The following is a 22,495-nucleotide window of genomic DNA, read 5'->3' as shown; positions in this document are numbered from 1 at the left end:
AAGGGAGGCATCGCCTCCCTTTAAAAAGATGTATATATCTGTATTTTAAACGGTTGGTAGGTCGCCGCTCCCTTTTAAGGGTAGATCGGATCTGCCCATTAAATAAGTGTCTACGTGATGTGCGGCCTGTCTACCTTCCGATATGGCCCAAACGATCAAAGACTGACCACGGCGCATATCGCCAGCCGTAAAAATATTGGGCACATTGGTTTGGTAGTTGTTAGTACCCGCTTTGTAATTGGATCGGGCATCGGTTTCTATACCCAATTGTTTGGCCAAGTAATTTTCGGGTCCGGTAAAACCAAGGGCCAAAAGGGCCAAGTCGCAAGGCCAGGTTTTTTCCGTGCCTTCCAGTTCTACCAGTTGTGGGCGTTGACCGGGTACCATTTTCCACTCTACATTCACCGTTTTTAGGGCCGTTAGTTTCCCGTTTTCATCGGTGATGAATTCTTTGGTGTTGATCAACCAATTGCGTTCTACCCCTTCTTTATGCGAAGTAGAGGTTTTTAGTTGTAAAGGCCAATAGGGCCAAGGCGTGCTGGGTGAACGGTGTCCGGGGGGTTTGGGCATAATCTCAAAATTCACCACCGATTTGGCCCCGTGGCGGTTAGAGGTACCGATACAATCGGAACCTGTATCGCCCCCACCGATAACGATAACGTTTTTATCGGTTGCCAATACCTGGTCTTTTACTTCTTTGCCAAACACCACCTTGGTCTGTTGGGTAAGGAAATCCATGGCTTGTACCACTCCATCGGCGTCAATTCCCGGAATGGGTAGCGATCGTCTTTCGGTGGCACCTCCGGCCAATACTACGGCATCAAAGTTCTTGATGTCTTCGACCGGTACGTTTTTGCCCACGTTGGCGTTCACCTTGAACTGGATACCTTCGGCCTCCAGAATGGCGATACGGCGGTCAATGATTTCCTTTTCCATCTTAAAATTAGGAATACCGTAGCGCAACAATCCTCCCAATGCGTCGTCCCTTTCGAAAACGGTAACGGTATGTCCTGCCCGGTTCAACTGCTGCGCGGCGGCCAATCCGGCGGGTCCGGAGCCTACTACGGCTACGGTCTTGTCGGTACGTTTTTTAGGAGGTTGGGGTTTGATCCAGCCTTCTTTAAAAGCCCTTTCTACAATATTTTTCTCTATGTTTTCAATGGAGATCGGATTGTCGATCAGTCCAAGAACACAGGCTTGTTCGCAGGGGGCCGGGCACAACCTTCCGGTAAATTCCGGAAAATTGTTGGTAGAGTGCAAGATCCAAGAGGCTTTTTGCCACTCTTCTTGGTGTACCATATGGTTAAAGTCGGGGATAAGGTTCCCCAGCGGGCATCCGCTATGGCAAAAGGGTATACCACAGTCCATACAGCGCGACCCTTGTTGCTTTAGCTCCTTTTCGGATAAGGGTACGGTAAACTCTTTATAATTCTTAAGACGGTCGTCTACTTGTTCGTAGGTTTCGTCAACTCTTTTATATTCTTTGAATCCGGTTACTTTTCCCATAATTACGCTACTGTTAGTTCTTCGACCATTGGTTCTTCATTGGCAATACGCTCTAAGGCTACCTTGTATTCTTTTGGCATAACCTTCACGAATTTTGCCAAGTAACTGTCCCAGTCGGCCAAAATTTCGGCCGCTCTCTTACTATCGGTATAATTTAGGTGGTTGCTTATCAATGCTTTCAATTCGGCGGCATCGGCTTCGGTAATGGGGTCAAAATCGACAGTTTCCTCATTACAAAGACCATCGGTGAACTGGCCACTTTGGTTGAGTACGTAGGCATAGCCCCCGCTCATTCCCGCGGCAAAGTTGCGTCCGGTTTTTCCGAGTACCACGATCCTACCTCCGGTCATATATTCACAACCATGGTCGCCTACACCTTCTACAACGGCGGTTACGCCAGAGTTTCGTACGGCAAAGCGTTCACCGGCAATTCCGTTAATATAGGCTTCCCCTTTTACGCCTCCGAACAGGCACACATTACCCACGATAATATTGTCTTCGGCCACAAAATCGGCATCGGCTGGTTTCTTTACGATAATCTTGGCCCCAGATAATCCTTTGCCCAGATAATCGTTGGTGTTCCCTTCAATGGTATAGGTAATACCGGCCGCACCGAAAACCCCGAAACTTTGTCCGGCCGAACCTTTAAAACTTAGGTTCAAGGTGTCTTCTGGTAAGCCTAAATGCCCATAGATCTTCGATATTTCATTTGAGACTATGGCCCCAAGCGAACGGTCGGTGTTATGTATATCGTAGGCCAAGTGGGTGGGTTCCTTTCTAAAGATGGCGGCATGACCGTCTTTCAGGATTCGGAAATCCATAACATTGTCCAAGTTATGGTCTTGGGTTTCGGTATTACGGATGGTGAATTCGTTATAATTGGCCGGCTGGTAAAGAATGGACGATAGATCCAAACCTTTGGCCTTATAATGCTGAATGGCCTTGTTGGTATTCAATTTTTGGGTTTGGCCTACCATTTCATCAACCGTTCTAAAACCTAGTTGGGCCATAATCTGGCGCAATTCGTTGGCTACATAGTAGAAAAAGTTGATCACGTGTTCGGGCGTACCCTTAAAGTTTTTACGCAACTCCTTGTCTTGGGTGGCGATACCTACCGGACAGGTGTTTAGGTGGCATTTACGCATCATAATACAACCCGATGCTACCAAGGGTGCGGTGGCGAAACCGAATTCTTCGGCACCCAATAGGGCGGCTACGGCCACATCGCGTCCGGTCTTAAGTTGCCCATCGCATTCTACCACGATGCGCGACCTAAGGTTGTTCATGACCAAGGTCTGTTGGGCTTCTGCCAAACCGAGTTCCCAAGGCAGTCCGGCATGTTTTAAAGAGGTTAGGGGCGAGGCTCCGGTTCCTCCATCATAACCCGAGATCAGTACGACATCGGCCTTGGCTTTGGCAACGCCGGCGGCAATGGTACCTACACCTACTTCGGAAACCAATTTTACATTGATACGGGCTTCCCTATTGGCATTCTTTAAATCGTAGATCAGCTGGGCCAAATCTTCGATGGAATAGATATCGTGGTGTGGCGGTGGCGATACCAAACCTACAAAAGGCGTAGAGTTACGGGCATCGGCGATCCAGGGCAATACTTTATGTCCGGGTAATTGTCCACCTTCACCGGGTTTGGCCCCTTGGGCCATTTTTATCTGTATTTCTTGGGCCGAGCTTAAATAATGTGAGGTTACCCCGAAACGTCCGGAGGCTACCTGCTTAATGGCCGAGTTTTTATTGTCACCATTGGGGGCCGGCTGAAAACGCCTACGGTCTTCGCCACCTTCCCCAGAATTGGATTTGGCACCCAAGCGGTTCATGGCAATGGCCAAGTTCTCGTGGGCCTCGCGGGAAATGGATCCGTACGACATGGCCCCGGTCTTAAAACGCTTTACGATTTCGGTCCATGGCTCCACTTCTTCCAACGGAATGGGATCCAAATTGTCGAACTCGAACAAACCGCGCAGGGTAAGCAGGTTTTTGGCCTGTTCGTTTATGGCATCCTTATAAGTATCGTAGGCATTTTGGTCGTTCAAACGTACCGATTGTTGCAGCTTGGCCACGGTGGTAGGGTTGAACAAATGGCGTTCCCCATTACGTCTCCAACGGTACTCGCCCCCGATATTAAGGCCTAATCGCTTATCGATATGGCGCTCCGGATAGGCGTATTCGTAGCGTTTGTGTATCTCTTTTTCAATCTCATACAGCCCAATACCTTCTATGCGCGAAGCGGTGTACGGGAAATACTTTTCTACAAAGGCAGAGTTAAAGCCAACGATCTCAAAAATCTGGGATCCCCGGTACGAGTGTAGGGTAGAGATTCCGATTTTGTTCATCACCTTTAAGATACCCTTGCCAATGGCCTTGTTAAAGTTGTCTACGGCCTTTTGGGCGTCGAGTGCTATAAATCCTTCTTCTACCTGAAGGCGGATGATCTCGTTCACCATATAGGGGTTAATGGCAGAGGCACCATAACCGAAGAGGGTGGCAAAATGATGGGGTTCACGCGGCTCGGCCGATTCGATTACGATATCGAAATATGAGCGCTTACGCAAACGGTTCATTTGGTGATGCACATACGAACAAGCCAATAGGGCCGGAATCGGGGCAGAACCTTTTTTGGCCCCGCGATCCGATAGGATAATGATATTCACCCCTTGGTCGAGGGCTTTGGTTATTTGGATGATAATCTGATCCAAGGCATCTTCCAGTCCGTTTACCCCTTTGTTTTTATCGTAAAGGATGGCAATGGTCTCGGCCTTAAAACCGTTTACGTCTATATTACGGATCTTTTCCAGATCGTTATTCGAGATTACCGGATTCTGTATACGCAGTTTGTTGCATTGTTCCGGAATAATCTCGAAAATATTTTTGTCGTGCCCCAAAGCCAGACTGATATCGGTAACCACTTCTTCGCGAATACCATCTAAAGGCGGATTGGTAACCTGGGCGAACAATTGTTTAAAGTAGTTCGGTATCAATTGGGGGCGGTCAGACAATACGGCCAAAGGGGTGTCTATACCCATAGACCCCAAGGCTTCCTTACCGTTTTGGGCCATAGGTACGATTACCTCTTGTATATCTTCAATGGTATAATTGTAAAGACGTTGGCGGGTATTCAGGTCCAAGGTCTCAATAGGGCAGGCCGTATTGTTGTTCGGTACGTCTTTCAGTTGCAGGTTGTTCTCGTTCAACCATTTTTTATAGGGGCGTTGGGTAACGATTTTATCCTTTATTTCTTCATCGCCCACAATGCGGCCTTCGTTCATGTCTACCAAGAACATTTTTCCGGGCTCTAAACGGCCATGGCTTTCAATATCGGCAGGGTCTAGGTCTACTACGCCAACCTCCGAAGACATGATCAGTTTACCACTTTTGGTAACGGTATAGCGCGAAGGCCGAAGGCCGTTACGGTCGAGTAGGGCACCTATATAATCACCATCGGCAAAAGGTACTGAGGCTGGGCCGTCCCAAGGCTCCATAATACAAGAGTTGTACTCGTAAAAGGCCTTGCGGTCTTCAGACATGGTGGCATGCCTTTCCCAGGCTTCGGGTATGGTCATCATCATAACCTCGGGTAACGAGCGTCCGGTAAGGGTAAGTAGTTCTACCGACATGTCCATAGAGGCCGAATCCGATTTTCCGGGCAGGATAATAGGGAACAGTCTTTCGATCTGATCTCCAAAAATATCCGACTTCATGATCTCTTCCCGTACCCGCATACGCGATACATTGCCCCGTAGGGTATTGATCTCACCGTTTTGACATAGAAAACGGAAGGGTTGTGCCAGTTCCCAAGTGGGCATGGTATTGGTAGAGAAACGTTGGTGTACCAAGGCCATACGGGTAACCAGATCGGGTTGTTGTAGATCCAGGAAATAGGGTCCAATGTCTTCGGGCATGATAATACCCTTGTAGATCAAAGTGGTATTGGACAGGCTGGATACGTAAAAGGCATCGGCTTCCGATATTTTCGAGAGGCGGATGGCGTGCTCGGCGATTTTTCGGGCGGCATACAACCTGGCTTTAAAAATATGCTCTTCCAGTTCGCCTTGGGCAACGAATACCTGTTCTATATTGGGTTCCGAGGCCAAAGCGATCTCGCCCAGATGTGAGGGGTCTACCGGAACCTTACGCCAGCCCAATACGGTTAGGCCTTGGGTTTTGAGTTCTTTTTCGAACTCGGCTTTACAAAAGCTGTATTGATTTGGGCTTTTAGGTAAGAATACCATACCTACGGCATATTTCCGTTGTTCCGGTAGTTCGAACCCACAGACCCTGGTAAAGTATTCGTGTGGTATATCTATCATGAGTCCGGCCCCATCGCCGGTCTTTCCATCGGAGCTTACACCGCCCCTATGTTCCAGTTTTACCAAGATTTCCAGTGCATCGTGAATGATCTGGTTACTCTTTTCACCATTTAGGTTACAAATAAATCCGGCCCCACAGTTTTCATGTTCAAATTCGGGCAGATAGAGCCCTTGTGCATGCTTCCCCATAAACTGATGATTTTATTCAAAAACAGCCTAAAGTTTGTCAAAAATGCATGAAAGGAAGAATTGTCGGAGAAAAAATACAGCTTTTGGAAAAATGAGCTGAAAAATACCCAATGATGCTATTTTGGGTAGCTCTTTTTTGGGGAGTTGGTAATCGCAAAGGCTAAAAAATTGACAATAGATCAAATGATTCGGTTTGGGTGGTATGTCGATTTAAAAATGGAAATAATCCAAAAATATGGAATAAAACAAAATTTGATCTACTTTTGTGACATGGAACGGACGATACTCCATATGGATTTGGACACCTTTTTTGTGTCGTGTGAGCGCTTACTGGATAGTAGGCTGAACAACCGCCCTATTTTGGTGGGGGGTACGGGCGATAGGGGCGTGGTCTCGGCGGCCAGTTACGAGACCCGTACTTTTGGGGTACACTCGGGCATGCCTATGAAAATGGCCCGTATGTTATGTCCGGAAGCCGTAGTGATCCGGGGCAATGCGGGCACCTATACCCAATACTCCAAAATGGTGACCGAGATACTGAAGGAGCGGGTACCGGTACTCGAAAAAGCCAGTGTAGATGAGTTTTATGCCGATTTATCGGGTATGGATAAGTTTTTCGGGGCCTATAAGTTCGCTTCTGAATTGCGTACTACCATTAGGCATGAGACCGGGCTGCCCATCTCGTTCGGACTTTCGGTAAACAAGACCGTATCGAAGGTGGCTACCAATGAGGCCAAACCCAACAATAGGTTAAAAGTAGACAAGGGGTACGAAAAACTGTTTTTGGCACCGCTGTCTATAAAGAAAATACCCATGGTGGGCGATAAAACCTTTCAGCGCTTGTGCAACCTAGGTCTAAAACGGGTGGCTAACGTACAGCAAATGCCCATAGAGGCCATGGAGAGTGTATTTGGTAAAAACGGTATCGTAATCTGGAAACGGGCCCAAGGGGTAGATAATAGTCCGATCGTGGAGTATCACGAACGTAAATCCATCTCTAGCGAGCGTACCTATGGGCGCGATACCACCGATATGCAAAAATTAAAGACCAGCCTGTCGGCCATGGCCGAGCAATTGGCCTACCAACTGCGGGCGGGTAATAAGGTGTGTTCTTGTGTTACGGTAAAGATCCGCTATTCCGATTTCAATACCTATAGTAAGCAATTGCGCATACCCTATACGGCCGCCGATCATATACTGATTCCCAAGACCATGGAGCTTTTTCAGCGTTTGTACGACCGCCGTATGCTCATTCGTTTGGTCGGGGTGCGCTTTAGTGGGCTTACTGGGGGGCATTACCAAATGTCGCTTTTTGAAGATACCAGTAAAACGGCCAACCTCTACCAGGCTATGGATCGGGTGCGTAACCGCTTTGGTAGCCGAATGGTTATGCGGGCCGCTACCATGGGCGCCAAGACCATTGGGGGCAATTTTAACCCTTTTAACGGCGAACCGCCCATCGTATTGGCCCATAGGACGCAGTGAGTTTTTATAGAAAAAAGACCGCTTTGCTCAAAGAGGAAAGAAAAAAGACGGCAACGCTATTTAGGGATGTACACCAACTTTTGACTTTTGACATTCGACTAACCCATGTTACTAAACGTACATAGTTATTATTCTTTACGGTACGGCACCATTTCTGAAAAAGAGTTGCTGGAGATGGCCGCTGCCCGAGGATATAGCCAAATGGTGCTGACCGATATCAACAATACCTCGGCCTGTTTGAATTTTATACGTTTGGCCCCCCAATTCGGTATACGGCCTATGGTGGGCATCGATTTTCGTAATGGTAATCAGCGTTTGTATGTAGGCGTGGCCCAAAACAATACGGGCTTTATGCAACTCAATCGCTTTTTGTCGGTTTGCAAGGCCCGAAAAGAGCCTTTTCCCGAAACGGCCCCGGCCTTGGAAGGGGTGTATATGATCTATCCGTTCGAGCGGGCTTTGGAGTTGGACAAACAGAGCTTGGCGCCTTACGAATATATTGGGGTGCAATGGCAAGAGCTGCGCAAGATCCGCTTTTCGCGACTCTATGCCCAAAAAGAGCGTTTTGTGATTCTGCAACCGGTCAGTTTTAGGGGTAAACGCGATTTTAACCTGCATCGGTTGCTTAGGGCCATAGACAACAATACACTGTTGAGTAAATTGCCGCCGGAAGAACAATCGGATCCCGATGCCCTGATGCTGCCCAAAGCCGAGCTTCTCGACAAGTTTGCCGATTTCCCGGATTTGGTTGCCCATACCGAAAAGCTATTGGCCCAGTGTAGCATCCGTTTCGACTTTTCGCAAGGGCGAAAGCCACAGAACAAAATGGATTATACCGGAAATAGCCAGGCCGATAAACGTATGCTCCGCGAATTGTGCGAAAAAGGGCTGGCCTATCGCTATAGTGAGCCTAGTGTCGTGGTGCGTTCACGTATGGAAAAAGAACTGGCCCTGATCGAAGAAATGGGTTTTATCCCCTTCTTTTTGATCAATTGGGATATTGTAGACTATGCCAAACGCCAAGGCTATTACCATGTGGGCCGGGGTAGTGGTGCCAATAGTATCGTAGCCTATCTGTTGGGTATAACCGATGTAGATCCCATTGAACTCGACCTGTATTTCGAACGCTTTATGAACCTCTATAGGGCCAATCCGCCCGACTTTGATATCGATTTTTCTTGGCGCGACCGGGAAGATGTTACCCGTTATATCTTTGAGCGTTTCGGGGGGCAGGGGCAGGTGGCCTTATTGGCTACCTATAACACCTTTAAACACAGTGCCGCCGTACGCGAGTTGGGTAAGGTCTTTGGGTTGCCCAAACACGAGATTGATCGTTTGAGTAGTGGCAAGTACGATCCCGACCAGCTCGATAAGTTTTCTACGCTTACCCATCGCTATGCGGGCTATATGCAAGGTATGCCCAATTATTTAAGTGTGCATTCGGGTGGTATTTTAATCTCGGAAAAGCCCATACATTATTTTTCGGCCACCGACCTACCGCCCAAAGGTTTCCCGACCACCCAATTCGATATGGTTATTGCCGAAGATGTAGGCCTGTACAAATACGATATATTGGCCCAGCGCGGTCTGGGTAAGATCAAAGATGCCTTGGCCCTGGTGCGCGAAAACCGGCCCCATGTGGTATTGCCCGATATACACCATGTGGCCCCTTTGATCCAAGACCCCAAAATCAACACCATGGTGGCCCGCGCGGCCTGTGTGGGCTGTTTTTATGTTGAATCGCCGGCCATGCGTATGCTGCTTAAAAAATTGGAGGTCGATAATTATTTGGGCTTGGTGGCGGCCAGTTCGATCATTAGGCCCGGGGTATCGCAAAGTGGCATGATGCGCGAGTATATCTTACGTCACAAAGATCCCGAAAGGCGTAAATTGGCCCATCCGGTTTTGTGGGATATTATGCCCGATACCTATGGGGTTATGGTGTACCAAGAAGATGTGATCAAAGTGGCCCACCATTTTGCCGGATTGGATCTGGGCGAGGCCGATGTGTTGCGAAGGGGTATGAGTGGTAAATACCGTTCCCGCGATGAATTTTTAAAGGTAAAGCAGAAGTTTTTTGCCAATTGTAACGAAAAAGGGCACGATCCCGATCAGGTAGCCGAGATATGGCGCCAGATTGAGAGTTTTGCGGGCTATGCCTTTGCCAAGGGGCATTCGGCCAGTTATGCGGTAGAGAGTTACCAAAGCCTGTACCTAAAATGTTATTATCCGCTAGAGTATATGGTGGCAACCCTGAATAACGGCGGCGGCTATTACAAGGCCGAGTTTTATATACACGAAGCCCGTATGTGCGGTGGGCATATCCATTTGCCCCATATCAATAAAAGCGATTACCTCACCCGTTTGGAGGGCAATGCTATTTATTTGGGGTTCTGTTATCTACAAAATTTTGAGCTGGCCCAGGCCAAACGCATTATGGAAGTGCGCCAACAAGATGGTGCCTTTAGTTCGCTAGACGATTTTTTGGAGCGGGTACCCATAGGGATGGAACAATTGGAGGTGTTGATACGTATCGATGCCTTTCGGGAGTTGCACCCCAATAAGCGGAAACTGTTATGGCAGGCCTACTTAAAACGCAATAAAATACCCCAGCACCACCAGCAACCCCTGTTCCGTTCGCATAGCCGCAATTTTGCCCTACCCGAACTACAGCTACATAAGCTGGAACAGGCTTTTGACGAGTTGGAGCTGTTGGGTTTTGCCTTGGGCGACCCCTTCGATTTATTGGAGCTGCCCCCGGCCACGGATTGGAACGCAGTACATATGCAACGGTTTTTACATCGGAATATGGAATTGTACGGTTATTTGGTAAGCCTGAAAAAAACCAAGACCTCTGGGGGTAAACTCATGTTCTTCGGCACCTTTTTAGACCGGCAGGGCGCGTGGATAGATACGGTACATTTTCCGCCCGTGGCCAAGAAATACCCATTTCGGGGCCGGGGTATCTATAGGTTAAGGGGCAAGGTTATGGAAGAATTCGGTTTTTTGACCCTAGAGGTAAACCATATGGAGAAAATGGCCTATGTAGAAGACCGCCGTTATAAAGTGTTGGATTGAAGGGGTGTTGTAGGGGAAAGAATGATGTTGTAAAGGTAGAACACTTCTGGTTTTGTTGCGGTAACAGGCAAGATGCAAATCAAAAAAAGCCCCCGAAACTACGGAGGCTTTGCAATGGTGTAAAGCTATATGTTATCTAGAGATGCTCCTTGAGATAACGATTTTCTGTATCTCGGAAGTGCCCTCGTAAATCTGGGTAATCTTGGCATCGCGCATTAAACGCTCTACGTGGTAGTCTTTTACAAAACCATTACCACCGTGTATCTGTACCGCCTCTACTGCGGTTTCCATAGCCACTTCAGAGGCATAGAGTTTGGCCATGGCTCCAGACAGGTCGTAGTTTTCGTGCTTGTCCTTGTCCATAGCAGCCTTATAAACCAACATACGTGCAGCCACTATTTTGGTATGCATATCGGCCAGTTTAAAGGCAATGGCTTGGTGGTTTACGATCTCGGTACCGAAGGCCTTTCGTTCCTTACTGTATTTTAGGGCCAGTTCATAGGCACCAGCGGCAATACCTAGGGCTTGGGCGGCAATACCAATGCGGCCGCCGGCCAAGGTCTTCATGGCGAATTTGAATCCGAAGCCATCTTCACCGATCCTATTTTCCTTGGGTACTTTAACGTCGTTGAAGATCAAAGAGTGGGTGTCGCTACCGCGGATACCTAATTTGTTCTCTTTCGGACCGATCTCAAAACCATCCATACCTTTTTCCACGATTAAGGCATTGATGCCCTTATGGCCTTTTTCGATATCGGTTTGGGCAATAACCAAGTACACTTCGGCCGTACCGCCATTGGTAATCCAGTTTTTGGTGCCATTGAGTACGTAGTGATCCCCATGGTCTAGCGCTGTGGTTTTTTGAGAGGTGGCATCGCTTCCGGCTTCTGGTTCCGAAAGACAGAAGGCTCCGATAATCTCGCCTGTAGCCAGGCGGGTCAGGTATTTTTCTTTTTGGGCTTCCGTACCAAAGGTTTCCAGTCCCCAGCATACCAGTGAATTGTTTACCGAAACAACAACCGAGCAAGAAGCGTCAACCTTAGAGAGTTCTTCCATGACCAAGGCGTAAGACAAGGTGTCTAGTCCACTACCGCCGTATTTTGGGTCTACCATCATGCCTAAAAAGCCGAGTTCCCCCATCTTTTTTACTTGTTCGGCCGGAAAGCTTTGGTGTTCGTCTCGTTCAATAACCCCAGGCAAGAGCTCGTTTTGCGTAAAGTCACGGGCCGCTTGTTGGATCATCTGTTGTTCTTCGGTTAAGGTGAAGTCCATATTGTTGAATAATATATAATTGAAGGTCTCAAATATACGTTTTTGATGTCAAAAATTCAACAAAAGCACAGCTTGTTAGAGAATAATATAACAGGATTGAGTAGCGGGAATTGGTTGCTTTTTTTTGAAACCAATCCTGTTAAAGATGTAAAAAGCATTTCAATATTCATATATTTGTTGGGTGTGTTTTTCATATAACACATATGGCGAAATGCAGATGGAGATGCTAAGGGAACGCTTTTGTCTTTCCTAATATTTTTGGACACTATTGAATGAAAGAACTACTAAAGTTATATGAAAATAAGGCCCCGGAGATTGTTTTCCATTGGATGGATCCAGAAACGGAAGCCGAGGGCTGGACGGTAATAAATTCATTACGCGGCGGAGCTGCCGGAGGTGGTACACGTATGCGAAAGGGCTTGGATATGAACGAAGTGCTTTCGTTGGCCAAAACCATGGAAGTGAAGTTTACGGTATCTGGGCCGCCCATAGGCGGGGCCAAATCGGGTATAAACTTTGATCCGGCCGACCCTAGGAAAAAAGGGGTTTTGGAACGATGGTATAACGCCGTATCCCCATTATTGAAAAGTTATTACGGTACCGGGGGCGATCTAAACGTAGACGAGATTCACGAAGTTATCCCCATTACCGAAGATGCCGGGGTTTGGCATCCACAAGAAGGGGTTTTTAACGGGCATTTTCGACCTACCGAAGCCGATAAGATCAATCGTATCGGTCAATTGCGTTTAGGCGTCATCAAAGTATTGGAAAGTAATCAATACTCTCCCGATTTATCCCGAAAATATACAGTAGCCGATATGATTACCGGTTTTGGTGTCGCAGAGGCCGTAAGGCATTATTACGATATTTACGGGGGTAATGTTGCCGGGAAACGGGCCATTATCCAAGGGTTCGGCAATGTAGGGGCCGCAGCGGCTTTTTATTTAGCGCAGATGGGGGCCAAGATCGTGGGTATAATCGACCGTGTCGGAGGTGTGATCAAGGAAGAGGGGTTTACCTTCGATGAGGTAGTAGAGTTGTATCGCAATAAAGATGGCAATACCTTGGTGTCCAATCAAATGATTCCGTTCGAAGAGATGAACCGCCGGATTTGGGAACTGCCAACCGAAATCTTTGCGCCCTGTGCGGCATCCCGTTTAATAACCAAGGAACAGATTAGCCAAATGATCGATACCGGTCTAGAAGTCATTAGCTGTGGGGCTAATGTGCCTTTTGCCGATTCCGAGATTTTCTTTGGCCCAATAATGGAATATACCGATGAACGCGTAAGCCTTATTCCCGATTTTATTTCCAATTGTGGAATGGCTCGGGTATTCGCCTATTTTATGGAGCGGCGGGTATCTATGGACGACGAAAAAATCTTTGGGGATACTTCAGAAACCATAAAAAAGGCACTCCGAGACGTATTTAAAAAGAATGGCGCGAAACAAGAAATAAGTAAGACCGCCTTCGAAATAGCACTGAAACAATTACTCTAACTAAAAAAACCAACTAATTATGGAGACGATAATGATCGTTATTTTCGTGCTCGGCTATTTAGCCATTACACTAGAGCACAATCTAAAAATCGATAAGTTGATTCCTGCTTTGGCCATGATGGCCATTTTATGGGCCTTTATGGCTTTTGGAATTGACGGATTTACCACTTGGTTCGATTCGGGCAAGCATGCGCTAATGGAAAATTTCGGCATGCTGGAACATAAAGAGAAAATGCACCTGCTCGAAGAGACCTTGTTACACCATCTGGGTAAGACCTGTGAAATATTGGTGTTCTTATTAGGTGCCATGACCATTGTGGAGATTATCGATTATTTTGATGGTTTTTCGACTATTAAAAGTTATGTAAAGACCAAAAGCAAAGGCAAGATCTTGTGGATTTTCGCTTTCCTGGCTTTTATCCTTTCGGCAATAATCGATAACCTAACAGCAACGATCGTTTTGATTTCCATACTTCAAAAAATCGTTAAAAACCGCGATACCCGAATATGGTATGCCGGTTTGATCATTGTAGCGGCCAATGCCGGTGGGGCTTGGTCTCCGATTGGCGACGTAACCACTACCATGCTATGGATTGGAAATAAAGTAACTACTGGAAACCTAATTACCTATCTGTTGATACCTTCTTTGGTTTGTATGGTGGTGCCTGTGTTGATTGCATCATTTATGCCGGCCTTTAAAGGTGAAATCGAAGGAGAAGAGGAAGAAGATAAGCCAAAAAGTAAATTTGGGCCTACCATGCTTTACTTAGGTTTGGCTGCCATTGTATTCGTACCTATTTTTAAAACGGTTACCCATTTACCACCTTATGTGGGTATGATGCTTTCGCTGGCTGTTGTAGCTACTTTTGCCGAGATTTATAGTAACTCTAAGTTTACCATTACCAATATAGACAGTGAGCATGCCGATGCCCACGGGCACCATAGTCCGGTACACCATTCACTTTCTAAAATTGAAATGCCAAGTATCCTTTTCTTCTTAGGGATATTAATGGCCGTAGCCGCACTAGAGTCTTTAGGATTATTGTTCGGCTTTGCCGATACCTTGAAAGAAAGTATGCCTATGATGGGTACGGAATTGGCGGGTACTGCAGTATCTGACTTAGTGGTAATGCTATTAGGTGTAGGTTCTGCCGTAATAGACAATGTACCTTTGGTAGCTGCTAGTTTGGGCATGTTTTCCGAGCCATTGGATAATCCGTTATGGCATTTCATCGCCTTTTCTGCCGGTACCGGGGGTAGTATGCTTATCATCGGTTCTGCTGCTGGGGTGGTGGCCATGGGTATGGAAAAGATCGATTTCTTCTGGTATTTGAAAAAAATCGGTTGGTTGGCATTGATTGGCTTCTTGGCTGGTTCTATTGCCTTTATCGTTATGAGAAGTATATTGGCCTAAGGGTTCCAAAATAGATTTTAGCCTTTCTGTATACGGAAATGGTCCGATTGTTGCTTACTATAGGATCGAATTCGAAACAGAAAGGCTTTTTTTTGTGCATGAACATAAAGTATGGGGCCCAATGACATACTTTTATAATGAAATAGGCGTTATTATGGCAACACGAACTATCAGCAATTCAGAGAAACTATGACATTCTTTCAAGAAGCAATCACGGATCCGGCCCTTACCGATAGCCTATCCGAAGAAAAAACCTTGTCCGTAATGGACCTTATCTTAAACGGTGGTACGGGTAGTATCGTTATTATAGCGGTGTTGTTCGTATTGTTGTTTGTAGCCTTGTATATCTACTTCGAACGCATTTTTGCGATCAAGGCGGCTTCTAAGATCGATAAGAACTTTATGAATCAAATACGCGATCATGTAACCAACGGAAAATTGGATGCGGCTAAATTATTATGCGCCCAAACCGATTCGCCAGTGGCCCGTTTGACCGAAAAAGGGGTGTCTAGGATCGGCAAACCTTTGGAGGATATCAATAAGGCTATTGAAAATGCTGGTACACTTGAAGTATACAAATTAGAGAAGAACGTTAGTGTTTTGGCTACGGTGGCAGGTGCGGCACCTATGATTGGGTTCTTAGGAACCGTAATCGGAATGATTTTGGCGTTCCACGAAATGGCCAGTAGTGGCGGCCAGGCCGAAATGGGGTCTTTGGCCTCGGGTATCTATACGGCTATGACCACTACCGTTGCCGGTCTGGTTGTGGGTATTATCGCTTATATTGGATATAACCATTTGGTGAACCGTACCGATAAGGTGGTACACAAAATGGAAGCGAATGCCGTGGAATTCCTCGACCTATTGAACGAACCTCTTTAATCCTCTTCCGCTATGAAGTTAAAAGGAAGGAATAAGGTTAGTCCAGAATTCAGTATGTCGTCCATGACCGACATCGTGTTTTTATTGTTGGTCTTTTTTATGCTGACCTCCAATGCGCCTAATGCCCTGGATCTTTTACTGCCCAAGGCCAAAGGGAAATCGACCAATACCCAAAATGTGTCGGTGACCATCAACAAGAACCTGGAATACTATGTGAACAATGAACGGATCAATGGCGAGTACATTGAGATAGAACTCAAAAAAGCCCTTAAAGGTCAGGAGAAACCTACCATTATCTTAAGGGCCGAAGAGAGCGTCGCCATTAAAGAAGCGGTAAACGTTATGGATATCGCCAACCGAAATAACTTTAAGGTCATCTTGGCCGTACGGCCCAAATAATGGCACTATTAGATACGGATCATAAAAAAAAGAGTTTTACGCTGACCACCGTTTTGGTGAGCGCATTGCTCTTATTGCTTTTTTATGTGGGGCTGGCCTATTTAGATCCGCCAGAGGAAAGTGGTATTTCGGTAAACTTTGGTACCACCGATTTCGGTAGGGGCAATAAACAACCCACCGAACCCATTCGTTCCCAACCTCAAGAAGCTGAAGAAATTCCCGAACCGGTTACTGAGCAACAGCCAGTTGAGGAAGTTGTGACAGAAGAGACCGAAGTGGCCGAGGCCCAACCCGAATCCGCTCCCGAAGAAAAGGTACTGACCCAAGAAAGTGAGGAATCCATTCGTATCAAGCAACAAAAGGAAGCCGAGCGTAAAGCGGCCGAGGCCAAACAAAAGGCAGAGGCCGAAGCGGCCCGAATCGCTAAGGCCAAAGCCGATGCCGAACGTAAGCGTCAGGCCGAACAAGATGCCAAAAAGAAACAGTTGGATGCCCTTATGGGCGGTTTGAACTCCTCAGAGGGTACGGCCACCGGAAGTGAAGGTAACGATGACCGTGCCGGAGACAAGGGAAAACCCGAAGGTAATCCTTATGCCACCAGTTATTACGGTTCGGCCGGTACAGGTACGGGAGGCAGCGGATACGGACTTAACGGCCGTTCTTTGGTTAGCCGCGGAAAAGTACAGCAAGACTGCAATGAAGAAGGCCGGGTAGTGGTAAAAATCGTGGTCGATCGTAATGGAAAGGTAACCAGTGCCACACCTGGGGTAAAGGGAACCAACAATACCGCCCCATGTTTAATGGAGCCTGCCCGTAAAACGGCCATGATGCACCACTGGAACCTCGATAGCAATGCCCCAAGCCGCCAAATCGGATTTGTGGTGGTCAACTTCAAATTGGGGGAATAAAATATACAATGGACTATAAGGAAACGGTAACATGGATGTTCGAGCAATTGCCCATGTACCAAAAAGAGGGCATACAGGCCCTAAACGCCAAACTCGATAAGATAAAAGCGTTTGCCCGCCACTTGGGTGATCCGCAAGAACGTTTTAAGAGCATTCACGTGGCGGGCACCAACGGCAAAGGGAGTAGTAGCCATATGCTGGCCTCCGTACTGCAACAGGCAGGTTATAAAGTTGGTTTGTATACCTCGCCCCACCTGTCCGATTTTCGAGAACGTATTAAGATTAACGGTACCATGATACCCGAGTCTAGTGTTGTCGATTTCGTAAGCCGGCACAAAAGCTATATGGAAGGTTTGGGACTGTCTTTTTTTGAAATGACCGTGGCCATGGCCTTTGAATACTTCGCTACAGAATCGGTAGATATAGCCATTATCGAAGTAGGCTTGGGTGGGCGTTTCGATGCCACCAATATTATTACCCCAGAAGTTTGCCTAATAACCAATATAAGTAAGGACCATACCCAAATATTGGGAGATACCTTAGAGGCCATCGCTTTTGAAAAAGCAGGGGTTATAAAACAGGGGGTGCCCGTGGTCATTAGTGAATATCAGCCCAAGGTAGTACAGGTGTTTAAGACCGAAGCCAAGAACAAGGAGGCTAGTAGTATTTGTTTCGCTTCTACCACAGTTAATGGGGTGTACAAAACCGATTTAATGGGCGCTTACCAGCAGCAAAACCTAAAAGGGGTAGTGGCGACTTTGAAAAAATTGGAAGGTTTCGAAGTGACAGAAGAGCATTTGCGTCTAGGTCTAAAAAACGTGGTGGCCAATACCGGACTTAGGGGGCGTTGGCAAGTTTTGGGCGAAGCGCCAAAGATTATTGCCGATACCGCCCATAATGTTGAAGGGATTATGTTGGTAATTCAGCAAGTAAAAGCCCAAAAATACCGTAACCTACATATGGTAATCGGTATGGTAGCCGATAAGGAAGTGTCCAAAATCATGGGGCTTCTCCCGAAAAAGGCCATATATTATTTTGCCCAACCCCAAATAAAAAGAGCTGTAGATACAGATGCGCTGTTAGCCCTGGCTGTAGAAGAAAAGTTGCAGGGCTCAGGCTATGCTTCTGTAGTTGAAGCCTTTGCGAGGGCTAAAGAAAATGCGACTTCCGACGATTTGATCTTTGTTGGTGGCAGTACGTTCACCGTGGCGGAAATACTTTGATTTTTTTATCCCTTTTCTTTTGGACAAAAGAAAAACAGTACTATATTTGCACCCGCAACATCAGTAATGGATGTGCGATTGGGGCTCTTAGCTCAGTTGGTTCAGAGCACCTGCCTTACAAGCAGGGGGTCACTGGTTCGAATCCAGTAGGGCCCACAACAAAAAGCCTTCCTTAACGGAGGGCTTTTTTAGTTTATGGTTTTCATTGATTATTTTCGTGAAGACTTAATTATGGGATATTAGCTCAGTTGGTTTAGAGCGCTGCCTTGACAGGGCAGAGGTCACTGGTTCGAATCCAGTATATCCCACTAGGGTTATAAAGGTCTGGTAAATGCTAGGCCTTTCTTTTTTGATTTAAAGTGAATATTTATTCGTTTTTAATATATTTGCCCCATGCGGCTCAAAGACGAGACAAAAAGAAAACAAATCATCGAATGTACCTTGGACATGGTGCACCAAACGGGTCTATCGGGTTTAAAAATGGCTGCCTTGGCCAGAAAGGTGGGCCTGTCGCCCGCTACCTTATACATCTATTTTAAGAATAAGGAAGATTTGGTTTTAAGCGTCTATGATGAAGTACTTGGTACCCAGGAAGTATTTTTAAAAGCCCATACCGCAGAACCAATTCCGATTCGGGCAAAACTAAAGAAAGTTTGGTTGCAATGGTTTCATTTTAACATTAATAACATAAAAGAGAAGTCTTTTATAGAGCAAGTAAAGCAATCACCCTATTACAAAAGACAGAAAATTCACGATAGGGGTGAGGCATACAGTTTGGTTAGTGCCTTGTTCCAAACGGCCAAGGCCGATGGTACGATAAAAGCGCTGGATAATGAGGTGTTGATTGCCGCTACCTTGGCCAGTCTTACTATGAGTGCCCAATTGGTACGCGATGGCAAGATGGCCCTAAAAGATAGCAATCAATTATTCGATTTGTACTGGGATGGGATAAAAAGATGATTTTTTTTAAAATAAAAACGAATAAATATTCACTATAAGTACTGATGAATCGAGAAATTCGTGGTTACTGTAGGGATTAGTAAACATCATATGATTAAAAGAAGATTAAAAATGCTCGGAATTACCATTGGTATTGTAATCGGGGTCTTTGTTTTGGCCTATTTTTTATTTGTTAATCTGCATCCCGCTTTTGGCGCAGACCCGTCGGCTTCCGATAAGGTTCGCTTTGCTAAATCGCCGCAATACCGTGACGATGTTTTTAGGAATATTGGTGGGGTCGAGAATAAAATGGGATTTGGCGATATGTTTAAATCCGGGGTCAAGTATTTTCAGAAACAAGAAGGTACCGTTCCGGAATCGGTTCCTGTTCAAACCTTAGATTCCTTGGAAATGACCCAATACCAAGGGGCAGGAAGAATGGTTTGGTTTGGCCACTCCACTTTTTTGTGGCAGATAGGGGGTAAGAACATACTTCTGGACCCCATGTTCGGTACAACACCGGCACCACATCCGGCATTAGGCTCAAAACGCTTTAATACCCAATTGCCCTTGGAGATCGAACGATTGCCTAAAATAGATTTGGTTGTTTTTTCACATGATCACTATGATCATTTGGACTATGACTCTGTTTTGGCGCTAAAAGACAAGGTGGAGCGCTTTGTAGTGCCACTTGGCGTAGGCTTGCATTTGTATGAATGGGGGGTGCCTAAAGCTCAGGTCGAAGAGATGGATTGGGGAGAAGAAACCCAATATGAAAATGTTTTTATGGCCTGTACGCCGGCCCAACATTTTTCGGGTCGCAAGATCAGTAATTGGGGTAGTACCCTATGGGCCTCCTGGGTCCTTGAGGTCGAGGGAACCAAATTGTTCTTTAGCGGCGATAGCGGCTACGGGCCCCATTTTAAACAAATCGGTGAAACCTACGGGCCTTTTGATATGGCCTTGATGGAGTGTGGGCAGTATAATGAACTCTGGAAAGAGATACATATGATGCCCGAGCAAACGGTTCAGGCTGCCATAGATGTCGGTGCCAAGGAAATGATGCCCATTCATTGGGGCGCCTTTAAATTGGCTTTTCATACTTGGGACGACCCTGTACTAAGGGCTTCAAAAAGGAGTGAAGAATTGCAAATGCCCATGATCGTACCAAAAATAGGTCAATGGTTCACCTTTGGGCGTACTGCCGATTATCAAGAAAATTGGTGGGAATAGGCCTGAACGGATATGGTTTTTAGCCTATGTTAGCTTTAACGTACCAAGTGGGCGGTTTTTACACAAACTTTAGTATCTTCCCATCAAATTTCTAAACACACGCATATATCATGAAAAACGCGCAAGTAAAAATCGCTATCCTATTGGTAGCTATTTTGTTCCAGAGTTGTTCTAGTATTAAAGTATTGGATTCCTGGAAAGCCGACCAAGCCAAATTGGACAGTTTTAAAGAGCAGAATATTTTGGTAATTGCCCGTACGGCAGATAATCAGGCCCGTGTCGCCTTTGAAGAAGAGATAGCTGCCCAAATGGCCGCTAAAGGTTTTAAGGTGACCGAGAGCTTTAAAAAATTCCCGAAAATGCATAAACAAAGGGAAATGACCGAAGAGCGAATGAAAATGGTAAGGAGTATTATCGATAGTGAGGGGTATACCGGAGTTGTGGTAACTTCCATTAAGGATAAAGAGGAAACTACCACCACTTCTACAAGTGGTATTTATATGGGGGCCGGCTATTACCCAGGGTATTACGGTGGTTTCTATAATTATTACCGTTACCCGTATGCGGCAGGGCCTTACTATAGTGGATTTGGAGGGTATATGCCAACCAGTACAAGTACCTATACCTCTACTACCTATGTTGTAGAAACCGTGGCATATAACTTGAAAGAAAGTGGTAAGGATCAACTGGTAAGTGTGGTAACCTCTAGTGTTACCGACCCTAAGGAAGCGTCTAAAGTAGCTTCTAAATATGTAGAAAAGGTAGCAGAAGCTTTGGCGGGTACCAATCCGGAGTAAAAGCGCAACATACCGCTATAGTAAAATAAGCGTCTCGATAAATGTATCGAGGCGCTTATTTTATTTGGTGGCAATTCAAATATGGGAACAAAAGGATTTTAGGTGTTATACAGGCTTTTATGCACCATATTCCAATGGGTAATTGGGTACCTGGAATAGCTGGTTTTAAATAAATCCCATTTCACGGGCCTTTTCCAAAAGTTCGCGATCAGACCCGCTTTTTAATTGTAAAACCGATTTCAGGTTTTTCTTCCGGCGTTCTATGGTGGCCATGGATAAGGGTATATACATGGGTAGGTTTTTCATCTTTTCACCGATAGAGATATAATAGAGTATTTTACGATCTAAACTATCGATTTGTATATCGGAATCAACCGGCTCCTTTAATAACCTTTCCACTTCTGGGCTATAATAGGTATTGCCATTAAGTACTTGGTAGTAGGCAGTAGATAGTATTTCTAGGGTAATTTCGGTTTTGAGCAAAAATCCTTCCGGTTTTAAATCGTTGATAATACCCTTAATGCGAAAAACATCGTTCAGCATGGTAAGTACCATGAGTTTTATACTGGGTTGTTTCTTTCTCAAAACCTTACCTAGGTCTTCTCCAGAAGTAAGCCTGCCATCTTTTGACGGTGGCAGGGATATATCTAAGAAAACAAGGTCAAAATCGGCTTTAGACTCATTTAAGGCCTGAATGGCTGCATCTTGGCTATTCACTTCCAAAATTTCAACGGAACCTTGAGGAACAATCTCACCTAAGGAATAGATATATCCCTTAACGGTCATCGGATGATCGTCAACAATCAATAACCTAATGGTATGACCAGAAGTTAGATGGTGTTGGTTATGGTTATTACGGTTCCTCATGTTGTGCATTGGATCGTGCAAAAAGATGTTCAAATCAAGGTGCACAATTTATAGGAAAAAGCTTCCTAGTGAATTTGGTAAGCCTAAGATGTAATAGATTCTAAATTAGACGCATCCAATTTATGTCAAAATACTGCGGGAGCCTAATAATAGCTAAAATTGATGGAAAAACCATCCATTAAATAGCGTATGTTGACAAGTAGATCCACTACAGGAAAACGATTTCTTGCCTTAGGTGAAAGGAAAGAAAATACCTCAGTAAGGCCAAGAAAGCCCATATGGGCTAAAATTAATTTGATTTGTGGTAAAATACTATAGATTTCACGTCTTTTCGTTAAGTAGTCCATGGGTAAAAAACTTTTTCTAGGCTGACGATAAAAAACACTTACGATGTAACAAGAGGGGATGGTTTTAAGTAGAATAGATTTGTTTGATTGTCCGAAATCATAAAAAGGGCCCAGCCGTAGCCGGAACCCTTC

15 protein-coding genes and 2 tRNA genes are annotated in these 22,495 nt (G+C 45.7%); 13 read left to right on the top strand and 4 right to left on the bottom strand.

The genetic code is table 11. The features are described 5' to 3' along the window. Window positions 1-45 precede the first annotated feature (45 nt). Together B7P33_RS04455 and gltB are read right to left on the bottom strand one after the other, a co-directional pair. Entirely contained in the window at window positions 46-1,506 is a 1,461-nt protein-coding gene (locus tag B7P33_RS04455) for a glutamate synthase subunit beta (protein WP_097440717.1), read from the bottom strand. Window positions 1,507-1,508: 2 nt separating this feature from the next. After that, the gene (gene gltB / locus B7P33_RS04450; RefSeq protein WP_097440716.1) at window positions 1,509-6,020 is read right to left on the bottom strand and encodes a glutamate synthase large subunit; all 4,512 of its coding nucleotides are present in this window, start codon (window positions 6,018-6,020) and stop codon (window positions 1,509-1,511) included. A gap of 270 nt (window positions 6,021-6,290) precedes the next feature. Here gltB and dinB point away from each other — a divergent pair, with 270 nt between their 5' ends. Both dinB and B7P33_RS04440 read left to right on the top strand, forming a co-directional pair. Then, the gene (dinB, locus tag B7P33_RS04445) at window positions 6,291-7,505 is read left to right on the top strand and encodes a DNA polymerase IV (RefSeq protein ID WP_097440799.1); all 1,215 of its coding nucleotides are present in this window, start codon (window positions 6,291-6,293) and stop codon (window positions 7,503-7,505) included. Window positions 7,506-7,610: 105 nt separating this feature from the next. Continuing rightward, window positions 7,611-10,583: a DNA polymerase III subunit alpha gene (locus tag B7P33_RS04440; RefSeq protein ID WP_097440715.1), complete on the top strand. Its 2,973-nt coding sequence runs from the start codon at window positions 7,611-7,613 to the stop codon at window positions 10,581-10,583. A gap of 132 nt (window positions 10,584-10,715) precedes the next feature. On the opposite strand, the gene B7P33_RS04435 is transcribed toward B7P33_RS04440, so the two are convergent. Then, complete coding sequence (locus tag B7P33_RS04435) at window positions 10,716-11,855, bottom strand: acyl-CoA dehydrogenase family protein (protein ID WP_097440714.1); 1,140 nt, start codon at window positions 11,853-11,855, stop codon at window positions 10,716-10,718. A 272-nt stretch (window positions 11,856-12,127) separates the two neighbouring features. On the opposite strand from B7P33_RS04435, the gene B7P33_RS04430 reads away from it, so the two are divergent. The 11 genes from B7P33_RS04430 to B7P33_RS04380 all read left to right on the top strand — a co-directional run bounded on the left by B7P33_RS04430 (window position 12,128) and on the right by B7P33_RS04380 (window position 21,149). After that, complete coding sequence (locus B7P33_RS04430; protein WP_097440713.1) at window positions 12,128-13,354, top strand: Glu/Leu/Phe/Val dehydrogenase dimerization domain-containing protein; 1,227 nt, start codon at window positions 12,128-12,130, stop codon at window positions 13,352-13,354. Window positions 13,355-13,373: 19 nt separating this feature from the next. Further along, window positions 13,374-14,768, top strand: coding sequence for a sodium:proton antiporter NhaD (gene nhaD, locus B7P33_RS04425; RefSeq protein WP_097440712.1), 1,395 nt, complete (start codon window positions 13,374-13,376; stop codon window positions 14,766-14,768). A 189-nt stretch (window positions 14,769-14,957) separates the two neighbouring features. Next, on the top strand, window positions 14,958-15,650 hold the full coding sequence (locus tag B7P33_RS04420; protein ID WP_097440711.1) for a MotA/TolQ/ExbB proton channel family protein: 693 nt from the start codon (window positions 14,958-14,960) through the stop codon (window positions 15,648-15,650). A gap of 12 nt (window positions 15,651-15,662) precedes the next feature. Further along, entirely contained in the window at window positions 15,663-16,049 is a 387-nt protein-coding gene (locus B7P33_RS04415) for an ExbD/TolR family protein (protein ID WP_097440710.1), read from the top strand. After that, the gene (locus B7P33_RS04410) at window positions 16,049-16,957 is read left to right on the top strand and encodes an energy transducer TonB (RefSeq protein ID WP_097440709.1); all 909 of its coding nucleotides are present in this window, start codon (window positions 16,049-16,051) and stop codon (window positions 16,955-16,957) included. The genes B7P33_RS04415 and B7P33_RS04410 overlap by 1 nt, the downstream gene beginning before the upstream one ends. An 8-nt stretch (window positions 16,958-16,965) precedes the next feature. After that, on the top strand, window positions 16,966-18,180 hold the full coding sequence (locus B7P33_RS04405) for a bifunctional folylpolyglutamate synthase/dihydrofolate synthase (protein WP_097440708.1): 1,215 nt from the start codon (window positions 16,966-16,968) through the stop codon (window positions 18,178-18,180). Window positions 18,181-18,261: 81 nt separating this feature from the next. Then, window positions 18,262-18,336, top strand: a tRNA-Val gene (locus B7P33_RS04400). Window positions 18,337-18,413: 77 nt separating this feature from the next. Further along, window positions 18,414-18,488, top strand: a tRNA-Val gene (locus tag B7P33_RS04395). 85 nt (window positions 18,489-18,573) lie between these two features. Further along, window positions 18,574-19,140 carry a TetR/AcrR family transcriptional regulator gene (locus B7P33_RS04390; RefSeq protein ID WP_097440707.1) on the top strand — a complete coding sequence of 189 codons (567 nt, stop codon included), beginning with the start codon at window positions 18,574-18,576 and terminating at the stop codon, window positions 19,138-19,140. A 90-nt stretch (window positions 19,141-19,230) separates the two neighbouring features. After that, window positions 19,231-20,352 carry an MBL fold metallo-hydrolase gene (locus tag B7P33_RS04385; RefSeq protein WP_216359350.1) on the top strand — a complete coding sequence of 374 codons (1,122 nt, stop codon included), beginning with the start codon at window positions 19,231-19,233 and terminating at the stop codon, window positions 20,350-20,352. 110 nt (window positions 20,353-20,462) lie between these two features. Further along, window positions 20,463-21,149 (top strand): hypothetical protein, encoded by a 687-nt coding sequence (locus B7P33_RS04380; protein WP_097440705.1) that lies wholly within the window; start codon window positions 20,463-20,465, stop codon window positions 21,147-21,149. A gap of 165 nt (window positions 21,150-21,314) precedes the next feature. Here B7P33_RS04380 and B7P33_RS04375 read toward each other — a convergent pair whose 3' ends face one another. Then, on the bottom strand, window positions 21,315-22,016 hold the full coding sequence (locus tag B7P33_RS04375) for a response regulator (RefSeq protein WP_172435848.1): 702 nt from the start codon (window positions 22,014-22,016) through the stop codon (window positions 21,315-21,317). Window positions 22,017-22,495 lie beyond the last annotated feature (479 nt).

It is taken from the genome of Sediminicola luteus (genome assembly GCF_002514735.1).
Taxonomy (GTDB): Bacteria; Bacteroidota; Bacteroidia; order Flavobacteriales; family Flavobacteriaceae; genus HQA918.
Note: the sequence above shows the minus strand (reverse complement) of the source record. Positions and strands in the feature narration are given on the sequence as shown.